The following is a 17,952-nucleotide window of genomic DNA, read 5'->3' on the forward strand; positions in this document are numbered from 1 at the left end:
GCCCGCAAACTCCATCCGAGCCGGTATACTGTAACGGCATCGATTTGACCCGCCGAGAAGCCTCCGGAAGGCAAGACGTGACCCATCAGTCATACTATCGCACCTATCGCCCGCAAAGTTTCGACGATGTCGTCGGTCAGCGGCATATCACACAGACACTTCGAAACGCTCTGGCGGATAACGCCGTTGCTCATGCGTATCTGTTCACGGGCCCGCGGGGCACCGGCAAGACCACGGTTGCCCGGATACTGGCGAAGGCGCTGAACTGCGGAAAGGGTTCCTCGGCGGATCCGGACATCACGTGCCAGGATTGCGTGGACATCGCCGAGGGTCGGCATCCGGACGTCTACGAGCTCGACGCCGCGTCGCGCACGCAAGTCGACAACGTCCGCGAGGAGATCATAGGACGCCTGGCTTACACTCCCGTTCGGGGCACCTGGAAGGTCTACATCATCGATGAAGTCCACATGCTTTCGAACCACTCGTTCAATGCGCTGCTCAAGACGTTGGAGGAGCCACCCCGGCACACCATTTTCGTGCTTTGTACTACGCATCCTCACAAGGTGCCCGATACCATTCATTCGCGTTGCCAGAGACTCGATTTCCATAGGATCGGCGCACAGGATATCGTTGAGCGGCTATCGCATATCTGCGCGAGCGAGAACATAAGCGTTGCAGAAGGCGCGCTTGCTCTGATCGCCAAACACGCCGCCGGCGGTATGCGCGACGCGATCACGATACTCGAGCAGCTCTCGGCGTTTACGAGCAAGGACATCACGCTCCAGGACGTCGAGGGGCTTCTCGGCGAGGTCGATGTCGCGCTGCTCTTTGAGCTTGCTGGTACTTTGGCGCGCCGAGATATCGCATCAGCGTTCAGGTTTGTAGAGCGTCTGGCAAGCTCCGGGGTCGACATGACGGAGTTCGTGCGCGACTTCACCGGACACATTCGTGACCTGTACGTCACCTCGGTTATCGGCGATGCTGGCGAGGTTGTCGACGCCGCGAGTGATCATCTTGCGCGGCTGACGAGCCAGGCAAAGGAGTTCGGTCCGACACGGCTTTCCCGCCTGCTGGACTTGCTTGGCGTGCTGGCGGGCGAGATACGCTGGTCGAGCAATCCTCGGCTTACGCTGGAGGTCGCGCTTGTGCGCATGGCCAGACCGGAAGGTGATTTAACACTTGAAGCGCTCGCCGAAAGGATTGAAGCGCTGGAAATCGGGGTGAAGATAGCCGCAGCACCGGTGCCCGCGGGCGAGGTCGCAGCTGCCCCGAAGCCGTCAACCCCCGCAAGCACGACGCCGCAGCCGGCCGCCCCCCCGGAAGCCGTCAGGCCACCTGCGGCCGAAAAACCCAAGGTGGCAGCAGCCTCCGGTGATGGCTCGCTCGACCGTGCGCACATAAAACGCGCGTGGCCTGCGGTTATTGCCGAGATCAAGCGCGTGAAGGCTGGCCGCGCGCAGATATTCGCCAACACCGAAGTCGATATCGACCTGGACGGAAAAACGCTTGTCGTGGAGTTTCCGGTCGATGGCAAGTTCACGATGGAGCTCGCAAGCGACGCCGAAACGCGGCAGATGCTTGTCACTGCGCTCGCCAAGGTTCTCGGCGCTGTGCCGTCACTGCGATATCAGCTTGGCCGAGGCCCAGTAAGGCCGGTTGAGGAGGAAAAGCCGCCGCCAGTAAACACTTCGCCTCCGCCCGTCGATGAATTCGAGGTTGAAAGAATGTTGATTGATGGCCTTGGTGCTCAGATGATAGCTGAGCATCCGAATTCGAGTGATGAAAGTGAGCCGCAACGATGAAACCTAATATGGGCAACATGCTAAAGCAAGCTCAAAAGATGCAGCAGGACATGGCGAGAGTACAAGCCGAGCTCGCAGAAGAGCTGGTAGAGGCCTCGGTGGGCGGAGGTATGGTCAAGGCCGTCATGAGCGGCGATCAGTCTCTAAAGAAGATCACCATCGATCCTGCAGCGTGCGATCCTGACGATATCACGATGCTCGAAGACATGGTTGTAGCGGCCGTGAATGAAGCGGCGAGGCAGGCCCAAGAGCTCGCCAGCCGCAAGATGGCGTCGGTTACCGGGGGCCTGAGCATCCCTGGACTGATGTGACGATGCGATACGCTGCCCCGATAGCCAGACTCCTCGAAGAGCTTGAGCGGCTGCCGGGCATCGGCCCCAAGTCATCACAGCGGATCGCCTATCATGTGCTGCGCTCCGATGCGGGAGAGATCGAGCGCCTCGCTTCCGCACTCAATGAGGTGAAGCGCTCCATTCATTACTGCTCGCGGTGTTTCAACTTCGCCGAGGAGGATCTGTGCGGGATATGCCTCGACCCTGGCCGAGACATGACCTTTTTGTGCGTGGTGGAGGAGCCCCGAGATGTTACGGCAGTAGAGCGCACCGGCGGATTCAGGGGCGGCTACCACGTGCTGCATGGCGCCATCTCGCCAGTCGATGGCATCGGGCCGGAGAAGTTGCGCATCGCCGAGTTGATCGACCGCATCAAGACCGGCGAGATAGAAGAGGTCTTGCTGGCGACCAACCCGAATGTTGAGGGCGAGACAACCGCGCACTATCTCGCCGGCTTGATCAAGCCGCTGGACGTCCGGGTCACGCGGATAGCCTTGGGCTTGCCTGTCGGAGGCGATCTTGAGTTTGCTGATGAAATCACGCTTGGGCGCGCATTGGAGGCCCGGCGGGAAATAATTTGATGTGCGTCATGCCATGCTGAGTAAGATATCGGGTGAGGCGATGGTCGTTTCGTTGTTTGGCAAAAGCTTGCTCTCGCAGATAGTGCGACCGCTGATAGCGGTGGCCGTACTGGCTGGCTTGGTTGTGACCGTTGTGGCTGTGTACTCGGTTTCTCAGATTACAGACCGCTGGGTCAATCAGGTGGCTGAATTTCGACTTGAGGATACACGATTCGGCTTTCATGCTCACCTTCACCTGATGAGCCAGCAGACTGACCTGATAGCCTCGGATAATGAGCTGATGGCTGCTCTTGAGGCTAATGAGCTTGATCACGTTGGTCAGATGCTCGCTCACGTCAACCGCTCACTCCACTATGACGATATCGAGATTCTTGACCCATCAGGTAAGGTGGTTGTCTCTGCTCGCTCCCACTATCGGGGTGTCCCACCTATTTCCTGGCAGGATGAGTCGAGGTCGGGAGAGTACATCGATGTAATGCCGGCTTTTCGCAAAACAGGAGACGGAGGGCTGGCTCTGACCACGAGTAGCCTGCTCTCAACACGCCATCAGCTCTACGAATTGCGTGTGGTTCATGTGATTGATGACGCCCTTCTTCAAGAGATAGCTGGAAGCACAGGGGAGTCGACGGCTCTGTACGACAGGGATATGCAGCTTGTTGCATTTGTGAAAGATCGCGGGGGACATGCTCAGGATAGCGAATATCTCGACGCGGTCTCGGACATATTCACGGAGCCAAACCCGTCGATTCTCACCGCCATCAAGGGAATCGTTGGCGAGCCAGGACATGCCACGGTCGAGGTTTCAGGGCGCACATACACCGTTACGGCGGCGGGCATCTACCTTCGCGACGAGAGTGGACAGGAGCCGGACACCTACCTGGTGACACTGGTCAGTCAGGCAGTCAGCAAGGAAGCGCGTGACGCCACCATCGCTCTCATCGGCCTGTGGTCGGTGGTTGGGCTTGTAGTCCTAACGGTTCTTGGATTCTGGGTTACAGGGCGTGTCGCCCGTCCGATGGATGTGCTCACGCTGGGGGCGAAGCAAATCTCCGAAGGAGACTTCAGCGCCCGGATCGAGGTTGACGGTCCTAGTGAGATCGTTGAACTGGCGGGAACCTTCAACGACATGACCGATTCTCTAAGGGAGCGCAGTGAGTCGCTTACCAAGCGCGTGCTTGAAATAGCTACGCTCTATGAAATGAGTAAAGCGCTCGGCGCCACACTGGACATGGAAGTACTGCTCGACTCCGTGCTCGACTCGGCGCTTCGGATCTTCGATGCCGATCTCGGATACATCACTTTGATGAACCATCAAACCGGCCAGCTTGAAATACATGCTTGGCGTGGCGGAGACAGGGTACGTCCCGGCGCAGAGGCGCTGCGCACCTCCATGTCGGAGTGGGTCATCCGAGAAGGGCGGCCGTTGATATTCAATCCGCTCCAGGTTGAAGCCGGTGACAGGCGGGACTCACTGACCGGGGCACTTGCGGCACTCTGTGTCCCGTTCGTCTCCTCGGAGAGCACTTTTGGCGCTATCACCGTTGGGCACTCAAGACCGGATGCGCGGTTTACCGCCGATGACGTAAGACTGATGTCGACGATTGCGAATCACGCGAACATCGCGATAGGCAATATCGAGCTGTTCTCCAGTCTCGAGGAGTCGTATTTGGCAACGGTCAGGTCGCTGGCGATCGCGGTCGACGCCAAAGACCCTTACACGCGTGGGCATTCAGACAGGGTCGCTACGTACGTCCTCAAAATCGCGGATCGTCTGAGGCTTTCCCGAGACCAGAAGATCGCCATCGAGATGGCCGCCTACCTCCACGATATTGGCAAGATAGGTATCCGCGATGACATCCTTTTGAAGCTCGGCACTCTGGACGACGTCGAAATGGCCGAGATGCGCCACCATCCATTGATAGCGGCGAACATTCTCAGGCCAGTCGGTTTTCCATGGCCAATCGCCCCAATCGTGCGGCATCACCATGAGCGCTGGGATGGACTGGGCTATCCGGCGGGGCTGCGCGGCGAGGAGATTCCGCTTCTGGCGCGGGTATTGACCGTCGCGGACTCCTTCGAGGCTATGATTTCTAGTCGGCCGTATCGCGTCGCACGTACACTCGAAGAGGCAATCGTCGAATTGCGCAGCTGTGCCGGGACTCAATTTGATCCTGCGGTCGTTGAGGCTTTTGTGGAAACGCTCGAGGAGGAAGATACAGAGCTGGAGGTTATGCTCAGGATCGAGGGGGCTTCCCCGGAAGAGCTAAGGGCGACGTTTGTTGTGTATATTGAGGGCCTACTGGATAGCTTTATCCGCCTCGCCGGGCCCAGATTGTCTCTGAAGATCGAGGCGCAGCTCAGTGAGGCATTTGCCGCCTCGGATATCCCGATGAAGGTAGCCAGCGGCAAAGTGTCGGTATCGGGCGATGACAGCGACGATGGAATCGAGCAGATGCGCCGAGCTGTGCGGGTGATAGATGACGTGATGAAGCGGGCCTCGGGCGCCGCTCTTATAGAGCACTACCATGCGGATGCCATGAAGGGGCTCTCCACCCGGATGAGGCTTGTCGCCGAGCAAGACGGCTTTTTGGTACGCTGACTTCTCGAACTGGCATTTCTCGGCGCAGTGCCATTACACTAATGCGCAATCCGAGTGCCTGAAAAGCTACCGGTGTTACAGTTTGACAGACCTGAAAGGGAGATTGCCAGATGGCGCTTGTTGTTATGAAGTTCGGCGGTACATCGGTTGGTTCGGCCGAGCGTATCATGGCGGTTGCCCGGCGTCTCATCTCTCGCAAGATGGATGGCGATAATGTAGTTGCGGTTGTGTCCGCGATGGGCGATGTGACCGATGAGCTCGTGGCGCTCTCCCGACAGATTACCGACTGTCCCCAGGAGCGTGAGATGGACATGCTGTTGGCTACTGGCGAGCAGGTCACCATAGCGCTACTGGCTATGGCGATTCACTCGCTGGGGCACGAAGCGGTGTCGTTTACCGGCCCCCAAATCGGGATTGTCACAGACTCCGGACACACGAAGGCCAAGATCAAGGAGATTCGCGGCGATAGGATTTCGGAGGCTCTTGAAGAAGGCCAAATCGTGATCGTCGCCGGATTCCAGGGCACGACCGCCGACGGACAGATAACAACTTTGGGGCGTGGAGGGTCAGACACTACGGCCGTCGCGATAGCCGCCGGAATCGGAGCCGATCTGTGCGAGATATTCACCGACGTGGACGGCGTTTTCATCGCTGACCCGCGCATCGTGCCTGATGCGCGCAAGCTCGATTTCATTTCTTATGAGGAGATGCTCGAGATGTCAGCGTCCGGCGCCCGTGTTCTTCAACTGCGCAGCGTGGAATTCGCGCGCAATCACTCGGTGGTAATTCACTGTAGGAGCAGCTTTACTGACCAGCCCGGCACTATCGTAAAGGAGGCGGACAACCAGATGGAGATGGCGATCATCTCGGGGGTCACCTACGACACCTCTGAAGCTAAGATCACGATTAGAGCGGTACCCGACACTCCCGGAGTCGCCGCAACCGTATTCGGCGCCTTGGCCGAGGCAAACATTAATGTTGATATGATAATTCAGAATGTATCTGAGGCTGGGACTACGGATATCTCGTTTACCGTTCCCAAAGACGACCTCCCCCGCGCTCGTCAGCACACAGAGTTGATTGTGAAGCGCCTCAATGCGCCCTCCTGGAACGTCGATGAGTCGATAGCAAAAATTTCATTGGTGGGCGCAGGCATGAAAACTCACCCGGGAGTGGCCGCGCAGATGTTCTCGGCGTTGGCGGCGGCGAACGTCAACATCGACATGATCTCGACGTCCTCGATCAGGATTTCCTGCGTGATCTCTGGAGACCAGACCGAAGAAGCCGTAAGAGCGCTGCACGACAGTTTCGCTCTTTCCGAGGAGCAGCTGACCGTCGAATCGCCGGCTTCCTCCGGTGGGGTGTAGAAGTATGGCTTGGGAAAAGAGGATGCCGGATTCGCCGGTAGTCGCGGTTGCGGGATCGACAGGGGCTGTAGGCAAGGAGATGCTGGACATCCTGGCGGAAAGAAGCTTTCCCGCCGCCAGGGTAATTGCGCTTGCCTCGGCGCGCTCGGCAGGCAGATCCGTGCGATTTGGCGATCGCGATCTGGTTGTCGAGGAGATGACCCCCGAAAGCTTCGCTGGCGTCGACATAGCGCTGTTCAGCGCGGGTGCGTCTGTGAGCAGGGAGTATCGCGATGCGGTTGTAGGTTCAGGCGCGGTGATGATCGATAACTCCTCGGCGTTTCGTATGGATGCCGATGTGCCGCTGGTCGTGCCCGAGGTGAATCCGGAGGCCATCGCCGAGCATTCGGGGGTCATCGCAAACCCCAACTGCTCTACGATTCAGCTGGTAGTGGCCTTGCAGCCACTGGCAGCCCTCGCGCCGATTCGCCGAGTGGTCGTATCGACCTATCAGGCGGCGAGCGGGGCTGGTCAGGCGGCGATGGAGGAGCTGTATACGCAGACAGACCAATTTCTCGCCGGAGAAGAACTAGTGGTGTCGCAATTTGCGCATCGCATAGCGTTCAACTGCATTCCGCAGATCGATGTGTTCCTTGAGGATGGCTCCACCAAGGAAGAGTGGAAGATGGTTGTCGAGACAAAAAAGATCATGCGCGCACCAGATATAGCGGTCCATGCCACCTGTGTAAGGGTGCCGGTTCTTCGCTGTCACAGCGAGGCGGTAAATATCGAATTTAGCGCCGAGATAACGGTCGACCAGGTCCGCGAAGCTCTCGTATCCGCACCCGGAGTGACTGTTATCGATGACACCGCAGCGCTCGATTACCCGATGCCTGCCTTGCTTGCGGGTACAGATGACGTTTATATCGGGCGCTTGCGCAAAGACCCGACAGCGCCAAACGCGGTATCCATGTGGGTCGTCGCCGACCAATTACGTAAGGGCGCCGCCTTGAATGCGGTGCAAATCGCGGAGCGGCTACTTCCCTGACGGATAAACGAGACTGTTGTATGCTAGCGATATGACGTCCGCCGGCAACACGGAGGTACTTACTGAAATGAGCATGGAGAAGATTCTCGTAGTGGAGGACGACGCGACCATTGCGCGTTTTGTGGAGCTTGAGTTGATGCACTCCGGCTACTCGGTCATCAAATCCTCCGACGGCGAAGAGGCCCTGGCTCTTATCGAGCAAGAATCTCCGGACCTTGTGATTCTGGATATCCTGCTGCCCTCCATGGATGGCATGGAGATCGCCCGCCGACTCAGGGGACGTGGCGATGCGGTTCCAATTTTGATGCTCACTGCGTTGTCCGAGCCTAAAGACCTGGTCACCGGTTTTGACGCCGGGGCTGATGACTACCTTCGAAAACCATTTGAGATCACGGAGTTGCTTTCCCGGGTAAGAGCTTTGCTGAAAAGAGCTGAGAGCAAACGCTCGCCAGCGCCCATTGAGGCTTCGGGAGTTGTCCTTGACCCTAGCTCTCGCCGAGCCACCATGAAAGGCAAGCCACTTGACCTGACAGCAAAAGAGTATGACCTGCTCAGTTATCTTGCCTCCAACGCCGGCCGCGTTATTTCGAGAGATGAGATAATCTCGGAGGTCTGGGGGGGCCAACAGTCATCGGACAGTAACGTTATCGAGGTCTTTGTGTGTCACTTGCGAGGCAAGATCGGCGATCGCGACAATACGATAATACAGACGATTCGTGGAGTCGGATACTTCTTCGCTAAAGGGTGAAGATTGTGCGCCGCCTGACAATACGGGCATGGTTGCTGGTAATCTCGGTGCTGTTTTCGGTACTCGCCGTCGGAGGTATCTCGCTGGTATCTTACGCGATAGTCTACGAAGGCATGGTGACCGTCGCAAAAGAGCATTCTAAGCAGGTAGTTGGTGATATAAGCGATGTAGTTCGGATGCACGTCGACTCTGTCAGACAGGAGTCACCCGATCTTGTCGGCACTGAATCTTGGAGAGCCCTCGTCTTGCGGCTGAGTGCTTTCGTTGCCGGCTGGGGAGCGCCCGAATCGCATGTGGCGCTATATGATTCCAAAGGAGGGCTACTTTGGGTCAATACGCCCGATCCCACGGTGATCCAGGATCCGGCTCGCCTGGAAGAAGCTCTCGATAGCGATCAGATACTTCGGTCAACCGTAGGAGAGACGGCTCCCTTCCGGGGGATGTTTTTCCCGGCGGCACTACCGATTTATGTCACGCATGTCCCGCTGGAGCTGCCAGACGGCTCAAGGGGTGTGCTGATCATTACGCATCGCTCAATCAATGAAGAGCAGGTTATCGATGCGGTTCGCTCGCCGATGTTCGCGCATGCGGCTGTTGCGGCCCTTGCCATGATTATTGTTGTCCAGATGACCCTCGGCAGGATTTTGAAGCTGGTCGACAATCTTCGGCTGGCCGCCGAATCCATAGATGCCGGAAGACTTGACGTCCGCCTGCCCGAAGAAGGCGAGCACGAGATAAGCAGGTTGGCCAAGGTGCTCAACGCCCTTATCGACCGATTACAGCGAAAAGCGGAGGCCCAGACTCGTTTCATCGCCGATGCGTCGCATGAGCTTGCCACTCCGGTTGCGGGCATCAGAGGCTATACGAACATCCTCAAGAAGTGGGGCACCGCTGATCCTGAGGTTCAGGCCGAGGCAATCGCTGCCATCGACCGCGAATCCAATCGAATGGCTCGGCTGTGCAAGGATCTCTTAGCGCTTGTTCGCGATGAGAAAACCATGGAGATTCAGAGCGTGAGGTTTGACGTGAATGCAGTTTGCCGAGAGACCCTGGCAGCCGCAGCGACCAGATACATGTCAAAAGGGCTGGAGTTCATTGGGCCTGAAGAGGGACAGCTGATAATGATCGGAGATTCGGACAAGGTAGGGGATATGATCTCGATTCTTGTCGACAATGCGGCAAAATACACCGAAAAAGGCAGCGTTTCCGTTCAGACGCGCCGGAAGAGGGATACGATCGTGATTGAGGTCGCCGATACCGGCATCGGGATACACCCCGAGGAGGCAGAGAGCATATTCGAGCGCTTCTATCGTTCCGATGTCTCGCGGTCAAAGAGAACCGGCGGCTTTGGGCTCGGTCTGCCCATTGCGAAGACGATCGTCGATGGCATAAAAGGCACCATCGAGGTGAGCAGCACCGTAGGAGAGGGCTCGATATTCACAGTCAGGCTTCCACGCGGTCGCATGTAAGTCGCGGCTGTTGGTTGTTTGGCCTGTCGCTGATAGAATTCTTTGGACCTGTCGAGTCGAAGGGCCATCGATGAATCGCACCAGATACGTTGCTCAAGCCGGGATAATCGCCGCTCTTTATGCGGTACTGACGCTGGCGGTGCTGCAAATGCCCATGTATCTTGGGTGGGGATTGGTGCAGTTCCGATTGAGCGAGGCGCTTACAGTGTTGGCGCTAATTACGCCTGCTGCGATGCCTGGGCTGACTGTAGGAACCGCTGCAGCAAACGCTTTTCTCATAACGCAAGTGGGACCGATAGCGCTGCTGGACGTGGTTTTCGGTGCCCTGGCGACCCTCATCGGTACTATCTGGGCCTGGAGGAACAGGGCGAAGCCATTGGTGGCCTTGCTGGGCCCCGTGATAAGCAATGCGTTGATAGTGCCCGCATACCTACCGGTGTTACTCGCAGGCCTTGGGCTTTATGCGATTCCCGTATTAGGCATCGACCTTGAGGGTAGCTGGCTAGCCATGTACGGGCTCGGAGTAGTTGCAGTAGGTTTTGGCCAAGCCGTGGTCGTCTATGGCTTGGGCTTGCCATTGTATGCGACACTTCAGCGTGTGGGTCTGGGTATCTCCACTCGACCCAGATAAGCGCTTTGTGTGTGGCATGGTTTTGGAGGTGCAGGCTTTGGATCCGGCAAAAGTAGACGATAGCTCCAAAGTGGCCGCTCAGCTCGGAGCGTCTACAGTGGGCTTTTTATTCGAGCGCCGGGAAAAGCAGTGTGAGTTTTGCCTGCGCTGCGTAAGACAATGCCCTGCGCGCGCGATCAGAATGTCCACAGGTAGCGCGGAAATCATCGAGTCGCGGTGCGTCAAGTGCGGAATCTGTGTTTCTGAGTGCGGTCGAGGCTTTGTAGTTCGAGATGACCTGCCTCGGGTGCGGGAGCTTCTGTTTGGCGAGAACAAAGTAGTCGCCTTATTGGCTACAGAGTATGTGGCTGCTCTGCACCCGCGCCTTCCACCTGAGGTTGAGTGGTTGCTGCAATCCGCGGGATTTTTCGGGGTTGAATCCACAGCGCTGGGTGAAGATATGGTAGCCGAGGAGTATGAGCGGCATCATGTCCGGTTCACTGGAGCCTTTTCGCTTCGCTCAACGTGCCCCGTTGTCGTGGACTGGGTGCGCAAATACCATCCAGGAATGGTTGGCGCACTCGCTCCGATCGTTCCGCCATATATCGCACAGGCGCGTTTGATCAAAAAGATGTATCCCGAAGGAACGGCTGTTGTGTATGTGTCGCCATGCTTCGCCCGCAAAGATGAGGTGTTTGATCCGCAGTTCGAGGGCGCTGTAGACGTCGCAATCGACTTTAAGGAGCTTGAGCGCTTGCTGTCGGATGTGCAAGTGGCGGCGAGGCCCTCGGGATTGAACCGAAATGGCCAAAGAAAGGCGACTCCAGAAAAGCAAGTGTCGCTGACCGATGGCTTTCCGCGACGGATTGTGCTCAATCGCGACCAGACAGATGGAACGGTTGCTGTCGTCAGGGGTTTGAGCGAGCTCGACGATCTCTTGTTCGCGATCGCTGGTGGAGAAACCGCTCCTGCCATTGTCGACATGCTTAATTGCGATGGTTGTATAGATGGTCCAGCCGTTCGGCCGGATCTCACCGTCTATGCAAAGCGCAATATCATGCTGGCCGACAAGGAGGCAGCGCATCCCGCCTCTGTCCAGAACAGGGAGTTACTTCGCCATCTGCCAGCGATTGAGCTTAGAAGGAAATATCAACCGCAAACGGTGCTCGAAACCCCGTTGACAGCAGAGCAGGTAGATGCTGAATTGCGCGACGGTGGCTTTGCGTCGAGGAAGGAGGCTCTCGACTGTGGCGCCTGTGGCTACTCAACATGTGTCGATCACGCTATCGCGGTGCTTAGGGGGAACTCCACCTGGGAACTTTGCTTCCCACAACAACACAAGCGCTATCTTAAGCTGATGACCTCGATGGAGCTGGCGTGCAGCACAGATGCGTTGACCGAGCTAGGAAACCGATCAATCTTCGATGAGCGACTTGCCGAGGAGGTCTCAAGGGCTCATCGCTACAGATATCCGCTATCCGTTCTGATGATCGATGTCGATGACTTCAAGCAGTTCAACGATGTTTACGGACATCAAGGGGGAGATGCGGTTCTAAGAGCTTGTGCTGTCGCGATGAGAGCTGAAACCCGCGACTCGGATTTGCTCGTACGTTACGGCGGAGATGAGTTTGCATTGATACTGCCAATGACCACAAAGACAGCGGCATTCGCAGTAGCCGAGAAGCTCCGTGCCGCAGTAGGCGCGGCGAAGGTCGAGAATGTGGGATCTCTGGCCAACGAGGATAGGTTCCCGGCCATAAGCATCTCTATCGGGGTGGCAGCGCTGTCAGGGGATGGGCAGTCAGAGGTTGACCTGTTGGAATCGGCGGATCAGGCACTTTACGAGGCGAAGAGGTTTGGGAAAAACCAGGTAAAGATCGCTCCGGGCTAAAGTTCGTGTTCGAGGTTGGGTGTTCATATGCGCGCAATACTGTGGCGGCATGAGGGAGATTCTGTCGTTTGCGAAGTGTGCCCGAACTCCTGCCGCATCAGTGAAGGCGGTGTTGGGGTGTGTGGCGTCAGGCGCCACGAAGCGGGAGTTCTCTATGCGCTTACCTACGGCAAAGTGTCTTCCCTGGCCGTGGATCCGATCGAAAAGAAGCCTGTGTATCACTATCGCCCAGGTGTCTCGGTGCTCTCGGTGGGTAGCCTTGGATGCTCGATGCGCTGTGGCCACTGTCAGAATTGGCGCATAAGCCGGGCGAGTCCAGATATGGCTGGCTGTGAGCTGCGCTCTATCGATCCTGACACGCTGGTCGGTTTGGCGCAGGCCAATCTCTGTCCCGGGGTGGCGTTTACCTATAATGAGCCGGTAATCTGGATTGAGTATGTGTGTGACGTGGCCAAAGCATGCAGGGCCGCTGGACTCTTTACTGTCATGGTGACCAACGGGTATATCACGCCTGCAGGATTGGATGCTCTCGGCGGGCTTATCGATGTGTGGCGAGTCGATATCAAGGGCTTTCGCTCAGAAACGTATCGCCGGCTATGCGGAGTCTCGGATCTTCAGTCGATTACACGCGCTGCCGAAAGGGCGCTCCATCAATATGGAATGCACGTTGAGGTAGTGACGAATCTTGTTCCGGGGATCAATGACTCTTCGGAGGAGCTAGGCGACATTGCTCGATGGATAGCTGGTAGCCTGGGGCCGGCGACCCCGTGGCACCTCACGCGCTTTATCCCGTGCCTGGATTATGCTGGATTTGAGCCGACACCTTTAGAGTTGTTGATTCGGGGAAGGCAGATCGGGCGAAGCGCCGGACTTCACCACGTCTATCTCGGCAATATTGATTGTGGAGAAGGGCGGGATACCGTCTGTCCAAAGTGCGGCGCGCTCGTCATCAGGCGTTCGGGGTACACTGTAGTGGAGACCGCCTTGGCCAAAGGGGCGTGCCTGGAGTGCAATGAAGGGTTGGGTATAGCCGAGTGAAAGACCCTGAGATAAAACCGCGCATATTGGTGTTCTTCGACTACACTTGACCGTTTTGTTTTGTCGACCGGTTCAGGTTCGAACGGATGCTTTCGGAGTACGATGTTGAGTTGGTGCTGGCGCCGTTCGAGCTGCGTCCTGACATGCCAGAGGCCGGTATCAAACTTGCCGAGCAGGCTCAGGCCGGGCATTCGGAGAGGGTTGAAGAGTACCTTATCAAGGCTGCTGCCCGCGAAGGCGCCTCGATGGTGCTGCCTGATTTTTTGCCGAACACACACTCGGCCATGGCTATGGCCGAGATTGGCCGGGATGCCGGTGATCCAGCCCACAAGGAGCTTCATGCAGCGATCTTCTCGGCGTATTTTGAAGCGGGCCTGGATATCGGAGATCGTGGCATCTTGCTCGATATCGGTAAGGGGCAGGGGCTCGATCCGGAGACAGTCGAGGAGGCCTGGAGCACTGGCAAGTATGACGAGCGATTGAGCCAGTTTCGCAAGCTAGGTGCGACGCTGGGGGTTGAATCAACTCCGGCGGTACTAATATGCAATGAACTTCTCATCGGCGCCCAGCCTTATCAGATCATCAAGAAAGCAGTGGAGCGCTGCTTGAGCAAGCAAACGGATATCGATGAGGCTCATTTGGATTACTGACTGCAGCGAAGGCTCACGGTATCATCGTGTGTGCGAGTTGCCGGGCGAGAGCTTGCCCGGACGGAGCGAAAAATAATAAGCGAGGAGTTTGCCTGTGACACCGTGTGTGATCATTCCGACGTTTTGGACCCGACGGCGAGGTCGTATCTCTGACAGCCCGCTTACGGTATACGACCATCCGACCCCTGTTGATTCCGACGGCACCTTGCCAGATTGCCTGCGCTCCCTGGAGGAAGTTGAAGGTCTTGGGCAGGTTGTGCTCATAGTGGCCGCTACGGATCATGGCATAGAACACGCTGCCGAGGACAGGGTGCGGGCTATTCTCGAAGATTTCCCAGGAATCGATGCGCTGGTGTTTGGGCCAGCCGAGCTCGGCTCGCTTCATCGCAGGTTGGAGCAGATAGAGTTCGCGGACATGATAGATGGAGTCAGCCTCATGGGTTACGGGGCTGTTCGCAATGTGGGATTGATGGCTGCAGCGGTATTGGGCCACGAAAGCGTTGTGTTCCTTGATGACGATCAGGTCATCACAGATAAGGCATTTTTGCAGCGCGCGATGGAGGGTTTGGGCGAACAGCTGGACGACGGACGCCCAATTCTCGCCAAGTCAGGCTACTACACTGATGCGGACGGCAAGCATCAGCGATATTCTGATCCGCACTGGTATGACATATTTTGGCGACAGGAAGATGCGGTCAATGAAGCGTTGGCCCAGGTTGACGCTCCACCTAGGATTCAGCCGACCTCGATAGCTTTTGGTGGCTGCCTTGCACTTCACCGTGATATGTACTGCAATGTGAGTTTCGATCCTTGGGTTATGCGCGGCGAGGATATTGACTACGTTATCAACGCAAGAATGCACGGTGGAGATGTCTTCCTGGACGGAGAGTGGCATGTGATTCATCAACCTCCGCACCCCGCTAATCCTGCCGTACACTTTCGCCAGGATGTTTATCGATTCGTATACGAGCATCGCAAGCTCGAGTTTGCGAAATCGCAGGTTGACCTGAGGCAGGTTACTCCTGAATCCATGATGCCATATCCCGGTGGCTTCCTCGGTTCATCCGTTGTGTGGCGGGCGCTTTTGACCGCGATCCTCAGGGGGCTGTCGGGGAAAGGCGGAGGACAGTACTTCAAGGTTGCGCGCGTCGCACTGAAGGATGCCTCGAGCTACGCGCTCGAGAATTGCCACAACTACTTTGACTTCCAGCGTCGTTGGCCAATGTTGATGGATCGGATATGGGATGACGTCGCTCTGAGGCCGCTATTTACCGGTGAGCGCCAGATCGACCGCACGGCCATTTCCGGGCGTTTCCCTGTGCTCAGGAGCGAGTAGGCAGGCGGGAAGGTGAAACCGCGTCCCGCCGCCGAGGAGGACCTGTTGAACCTGTGGGAGACGGTCGGCCCTTCTCGTATCTTTCGCAGCCAGCAAGATTTTTTTCGCTTTCATCGTGAGGGAGAGTGGCGGGTCATCAAGGACGCCTTTGGCGGAGTCGTTATTGTAGATAACTGGCGAGAGCACCTGAACATACTGGCGATACTTGGTGTCTGGGGAGGCAACGCCCACTTTCGCGGGTTGGTCAAGGCCGCATACTCGACCGCCAGGGCAATGGGGTATGCGCAGATACTGAGTCCGCCCGTACCAAAGAGCCTGGCTAAGGATTACGAGTCTTTGGGGATGAACGTTCGAGAAACAATGCTCGTCATCGAGTTTGACGCCGACGAAGCCGAGCAGTGCGCTTCAGAGTTGCCCTCCGGTATTCTCATCAGACCTGCGGTTGCCGAAGACATACCTACGATCTTGCGCCTGGATCATCGCTGTTTTGAGCCATTTTGGGCTTACGACATCCCCAAGTTGGTATCGGCGCTAGTCGGGCAGCGCTTCATGGTGGGAGAAGAAGATGGCGTAATTATCGGATATACTCTGTCCACCTTGGAGTGTGGTAGTGGAAGCATAGGGCGGATTGCGGTCGAGCCTGAATCGCGTCGTAAAGGGGTGGGGTCGGTGCTGTTCAGAGACGCCGTGAGTTTTCTCAGGCGAGCCGGAGTGGACACGGTTCATCTATGCACCCAGGCAGAGAACGCGCCATCCAGGGCACTGTATTCTCGATTTCGGGGAGTGGAAATGAACGGGAAGCTGCTCCTTATGGTTGGCCCGGCATGACACGAGCCGGGAGAGTCAAGGCATACATGATTTCGAGGCGTACAGTGATTTTGGACACCCTGCTTCTCGTTGGTGTTGTCGTTTTGTCTATCATCGCCGCATGGAGCGTCATAGTTCTCGATCAGCCATCGTGGCTGACGACAATGGCGCTGATCGGCCTGCTGGTTGTGGCGCTGGGAAGCGTGATAACGAGGTTTGTGTTACGCCCCGATCACCTGCGCGCGCGCCAGTCCCATCTTATTCTCGAGATCGCGAATGAGAGTCTGGGTTATTTTCGGCAGGGCCTTACCGAGGAGAGCGCGCAAGCTGTATGCCGCATTGCGATGCAGCGCACAGAAGCGGCGGCGGTCGCAATAACGGATACCGAGAGAGTCCTTGGGTTTGTCGGTCTCGGCCAGGATCATCACATAGCGGGAGGCCCGATCCTTACGAATGCGACTCACGAGGCCCTAGAGCACATGGAGCACAGGGTTCTTTCGTTTCGGGAGGATATCGGATGTCCGGATTGGAACTGCTCGTTGCGTGCCGCGATAATTGTTCCACTGGAGATTCGCAATAGGCCCTGCGGAACGCTCAAGTTCTACTACACCTCCCCCCACTTGCTGAATGAGACGCAGCTGGCCATGGCCGAAGGATTAGCTAAGCTCCTCTCAACGCAGCTTGAGCTCTCTGAGCTGGATCGCCAGACAGAGTTGGCCTACCGCATGGAGCTAAAAGCGCTGCAAGCTCAGATAAACCCGCACTTCCTGTTCAACACGATCAACACTATCGCGTCGATGATTCGCACCGATCCTCCGCAGGCCAGGGAACTGTTGAGGGATTTCGCGCGATTCTATCGGCGGACGCTTGAAACCAGCGAGGAGCCGGTCGCGCTCTCCTCGGAGCTTGAGTACGTCAGGACCTATCTCCACTTCGAGCGTGCGAGGTTCGGGGAGAGAATTGAAGTTTCCGAGAATATCGATCCCAGCGTGCTGGAGTTTCGCGTACCGGCATTTATCATCCAACCGGTGGTTGAAAACTCCATCCAGCATGGTATGCGCGCCGAAGGCATCTTGAGAATCCGAATAGCTGCAGCATTCAGTGACGAGAAGCTGGTTATCTCTGTGGCAGACGATGGAGTCGGAATCCCTGCCGAGCGGCTTCCTCATGTTCTTGAGCCAGGAATTGGAGTAGGGCTTGGGATTGCGCTGACAAATGTGCATGATAGGCTGAAGGGGCACTTTGGACCAGGTTCGGGCGTTGGCGTCAGCAGTGTCGAGGGCGTCGGGACCACGGTCACGCTAACGATCGCCGATATCGGCGCGGCAGGAGGATGCAAGTGACTCTCAAAGCCCTTGTGGTCGATGATGAAGCGCCAGCTCGGTCCGAGCTTCGATACTTGCTGGATGAGGCGGGCGGCGTTGAGGTCATAGGTGAGGCGTCAAATGCGTCGGAGGCATCTCAGCTGATCAAGGCTATCCCTTACGACGTTGTTTTTCTGGACATCGATATGCCGGGCATGTCCGGGACTCAGCTCGCGGAGATGTTGATCCAGCTGGATCGTCCTCCCTCGGTAATATTTGTCACGGCGCACAGCGAACATGCGGTCAAGGCGTTTGAGGTGTCGGCCGTCGATTATCTTGTCAAGCCGGTAGAGCTCGGCCGGTTGAAGCAGGCGCTAGAGAGGCTCGTTCC

At 57.0% G+C, this 17,952-nt stretch carries 16 protein-coding genes; all 16 read left to right on the forward strand.

Annotated features, from left to right (window positions below):
* Positions 1-77: 77 nt before the first annotated feature.
* Positions 78-1,802, forward strand: coding sequence for a DNA polymerase III subunit gamma/tau (dnaX, locus tag KGZ89_09040; protein ID MBS3974994.1), 1,725 nt, complete (start codon positions 78-80; stop codon positions 1,800-1,802).
* Positions 1,799-2,113 (forward strand): YbaB/EbfC family nucleoid-associated protein, encoded by a 315-nt coding sequence (locus KGZ89_09045; protein MBS3974995.1) that lies wholly within the window; start codon positions 1,799-1,801, stop codon positions 2,111-2,113. The genes dnaX and KGZ89_09045 overlap by 4 nt, the downstream gene beginning before the upstream one ends.
* Before the next feature lie 2 nt (positions 2,114-2,115).
* A complete protein-coding gene (recR, locus tag KGZ89_09050) occupies positions 2,116-2,715 on the forward strand; it encodes a recombination mediator RecR (protein MBS3974996.1) in 600 nt (199 codons plus the stop codon).
* Between the two features lie 13 nt (positions 2,716-2,728).
* A complete protein-coding gene (locus KGZ89_09055; protein ID MBS3974997.1) occupies positions 2,729-5,314 on the forward strand; it encodes an HD domain-containing protein in 2,586 nt (861 codons plus the stop codon).
* 110 nt (positions 5,315-5,424) lie between these two features.
* Positions 5,425-6,681: an aspartate kinase gene (locus KGZ89_09060; protein MBS3974998.1), complete on the forward strand. Its 1,257-nt coding sequence runs from the start codon at positions 5,425-5,427 to the stop codon at positions 6,679-6,681.
* A gap of 4 nt (positions 6,682-6,685) precedes the next feature.
* Positions 6,686-7,708, forward strand: a complete 1,023-nt coding sequence (locus tag KGZ89_09065; GenBank protein ID MBS3974999.1) for an aspartate-semialdehyde dehydrogenase — start codon at positions 6,686-6,688, stop codon at positions 7,706-7,708.
* 67 nt (positions 7,709-7,775) lie between these two features.
* Entirely contained in the window at positions 7,776-8,456 is a 681-nt protein-coding gene (locus tag KGZ89_09070) for a response regulator transcription factor (GenBank protein MBS3975000.1), read from the forward strand.
* A gap of 5 nt (positions 8,457-8,461) precedes the next feature.
* Positions 8,462-9,925 (forward strand): HAMP domain-containing histidine kinase, encoded by a 1,464-nt coding sequence (locus tag KGZ89_09075; GenBank protein ID MBS3975001.1) that lies wholly within the window; start codon positions 8,462-8,464, stop codon positions 9,923-9,925.
* 70 nt (positions 9,926-9,995) lie between these two features.
* Positions 9,996-10,556 (forward strand): QueT transporter family protein, encoded by a 561-nt coding sequence (locus KGZ89_09080; protein MBS3975002.1) that lies wholly within the window; start codon positions 9,996-9,998, stop codon positions 10,554-10,556.
* Positions 10,507-12,426, forward strand: coding sequence for a diguanylate cyclase (locus tag KGZ89_09085; protein MBS3975003.1), 1,920 nt, complete (start codon positions 10,507-10,509; stop codon positions 12,424-12,426). Before KGZ89_09080 ends, KGZ89_09085 begins: the two co-directional genes overlap by 50 nt.
* A 27-nt stretch (positions 12,427-12,453) precedes the next feature.
* Positions 12,454-13,464, forward strand: coding sequence for an AmmeMemoRadiSam system radical SAM enzyme (amrS, locus tag KGZ89_09090; protein ID MBS3975004.1), 1,011 nt, complete (start codon positions 12,454-12,456; stop codon positions 13,462-13,464).
* Between the two features lie 86 nt (positions 13,465-13,550).
* A complete protein-coding gene (locus KGZ89_09095; GenBank protein ID MBS3975005.1) occupies positions 13,551-14,114 on the forward strand; it encodes a DsbA family protein in 564 nt (187 codons plus the stop codon).
* 94 nt (positions 14,115-14,208) lie between these two features.
* Positions 14,209-15,450, forward strand: a complete 1,242-nt coding sequence (locus KGZ89_09100) for a hypothetical protein (protein ID MBS3975006.1) — start codon at positions 14,209-14,211, stop codon at positions 15,448-15,450.
* 12 nt (positions 15,451-15,462) lie between these two features.
* Positions 15,463-16,278, forward strand: a complete 816-nt coding sequence (locus tag KGZ89_09105; protein ID MBS3975007.1) for a GNAT family N-acetyltransferase — start codon at positions 15,463-15,465, stop codon at positions 16,276-16,278.
* A 44-nt stretch (positions 16,279-16,322) separates the two neighbouring features.
* Entirely contained in the window at positions 16,323-17,600 is a 1,278-nt protein-coding gene (locus KGZ89_09110) for a histidine kinase (GenBank protein MBS3975008.1), read from the forward strand.
* Positions 17,597-17,952: response regulator (locus KGZ89_09115; GenBank protein ID MBS3975009.1), on the forward strand; the 356-nt coding region annotated here is incomplete at its 3' end. The genes KGZ89_09110 and KGZ89_09115, both read left to right, overlap by 4 nt.

The organism is Actinomycetota bacterium, assembly GCA_018334075.1.
Classification (GTDB): Bacteria; Actinomycetota; Coriobacteriia; order Anaerosomatales; family UBA912; genus JAGXSC01.

Coding starts and splice junctions, on each gene's coding strand:
- KGZ89_09080 (MBS3975002.1), top strand. CDS start 9,996: ATGAATCGCACCAGATACGTTGCTCAAGCCGGGATAATCGCCGCTCTT.
- KGZ89_09045 (MBS3974995.1), top strand. CDS start 1,799: ATGAAACCTAATATGGGCAACATGCTAAAGCAAGCTCAAAAGATGCAG.
- recR (MBS3974996.1), top strand. CDS start 2,116: ATGCGATACGCTGCCCCGATAGCCAGACTCCTCGAAGAGCTTGAGCGG.
- KGZ89_09060 (MBS3974998.1), top strand. CDS start 5,425: ATGGCGCTTGTTGTTATGAAGTTCGGCGGTACATCGGTTGGTTCGGCC.
- KGZ89_09070 (MBS3975000.1), top strand. CDS start 7,776: ATGAGCATGGAGAAGATTCTCGTAGTGGAGGACGACGCGACCATTGCG.
- KGZ89_09055 (MBS3974997.1), top strand. CDS start 2,729: ATGCTGAGTAAGATATCGGGTGAGGCGATGGTCGTTTCGTTGTTTGGC.
- amrS (MBS3975004.1), top strand. CDS start 12,454: ATGCGCGCAATACTGTGGCGGCATGAGGGAGATTCTGTCGTTTGCGAA.
- KGZ89_09085 (MBS3975003.1), top strand. CDS start 10,507: ATGCGACACTTCAGCGTGTGGGTCTGGGTATCTCCACTCGACCCAGAT.
- KGZ89_09095 (MBS3975005.1), top strand. CDS start 13,551: ATGCTTTCGGAGTACGATGTTGAGTTGGTGCTGGCGCCGTTCGAGCTG.
- KGZ89_09065 (MBS3974999.1), top strand. CDS start 6,686: ATGGCTTGGGAAAAGAGGATGCCGGATTCGCCGGTAGTCGCGGTTGCG.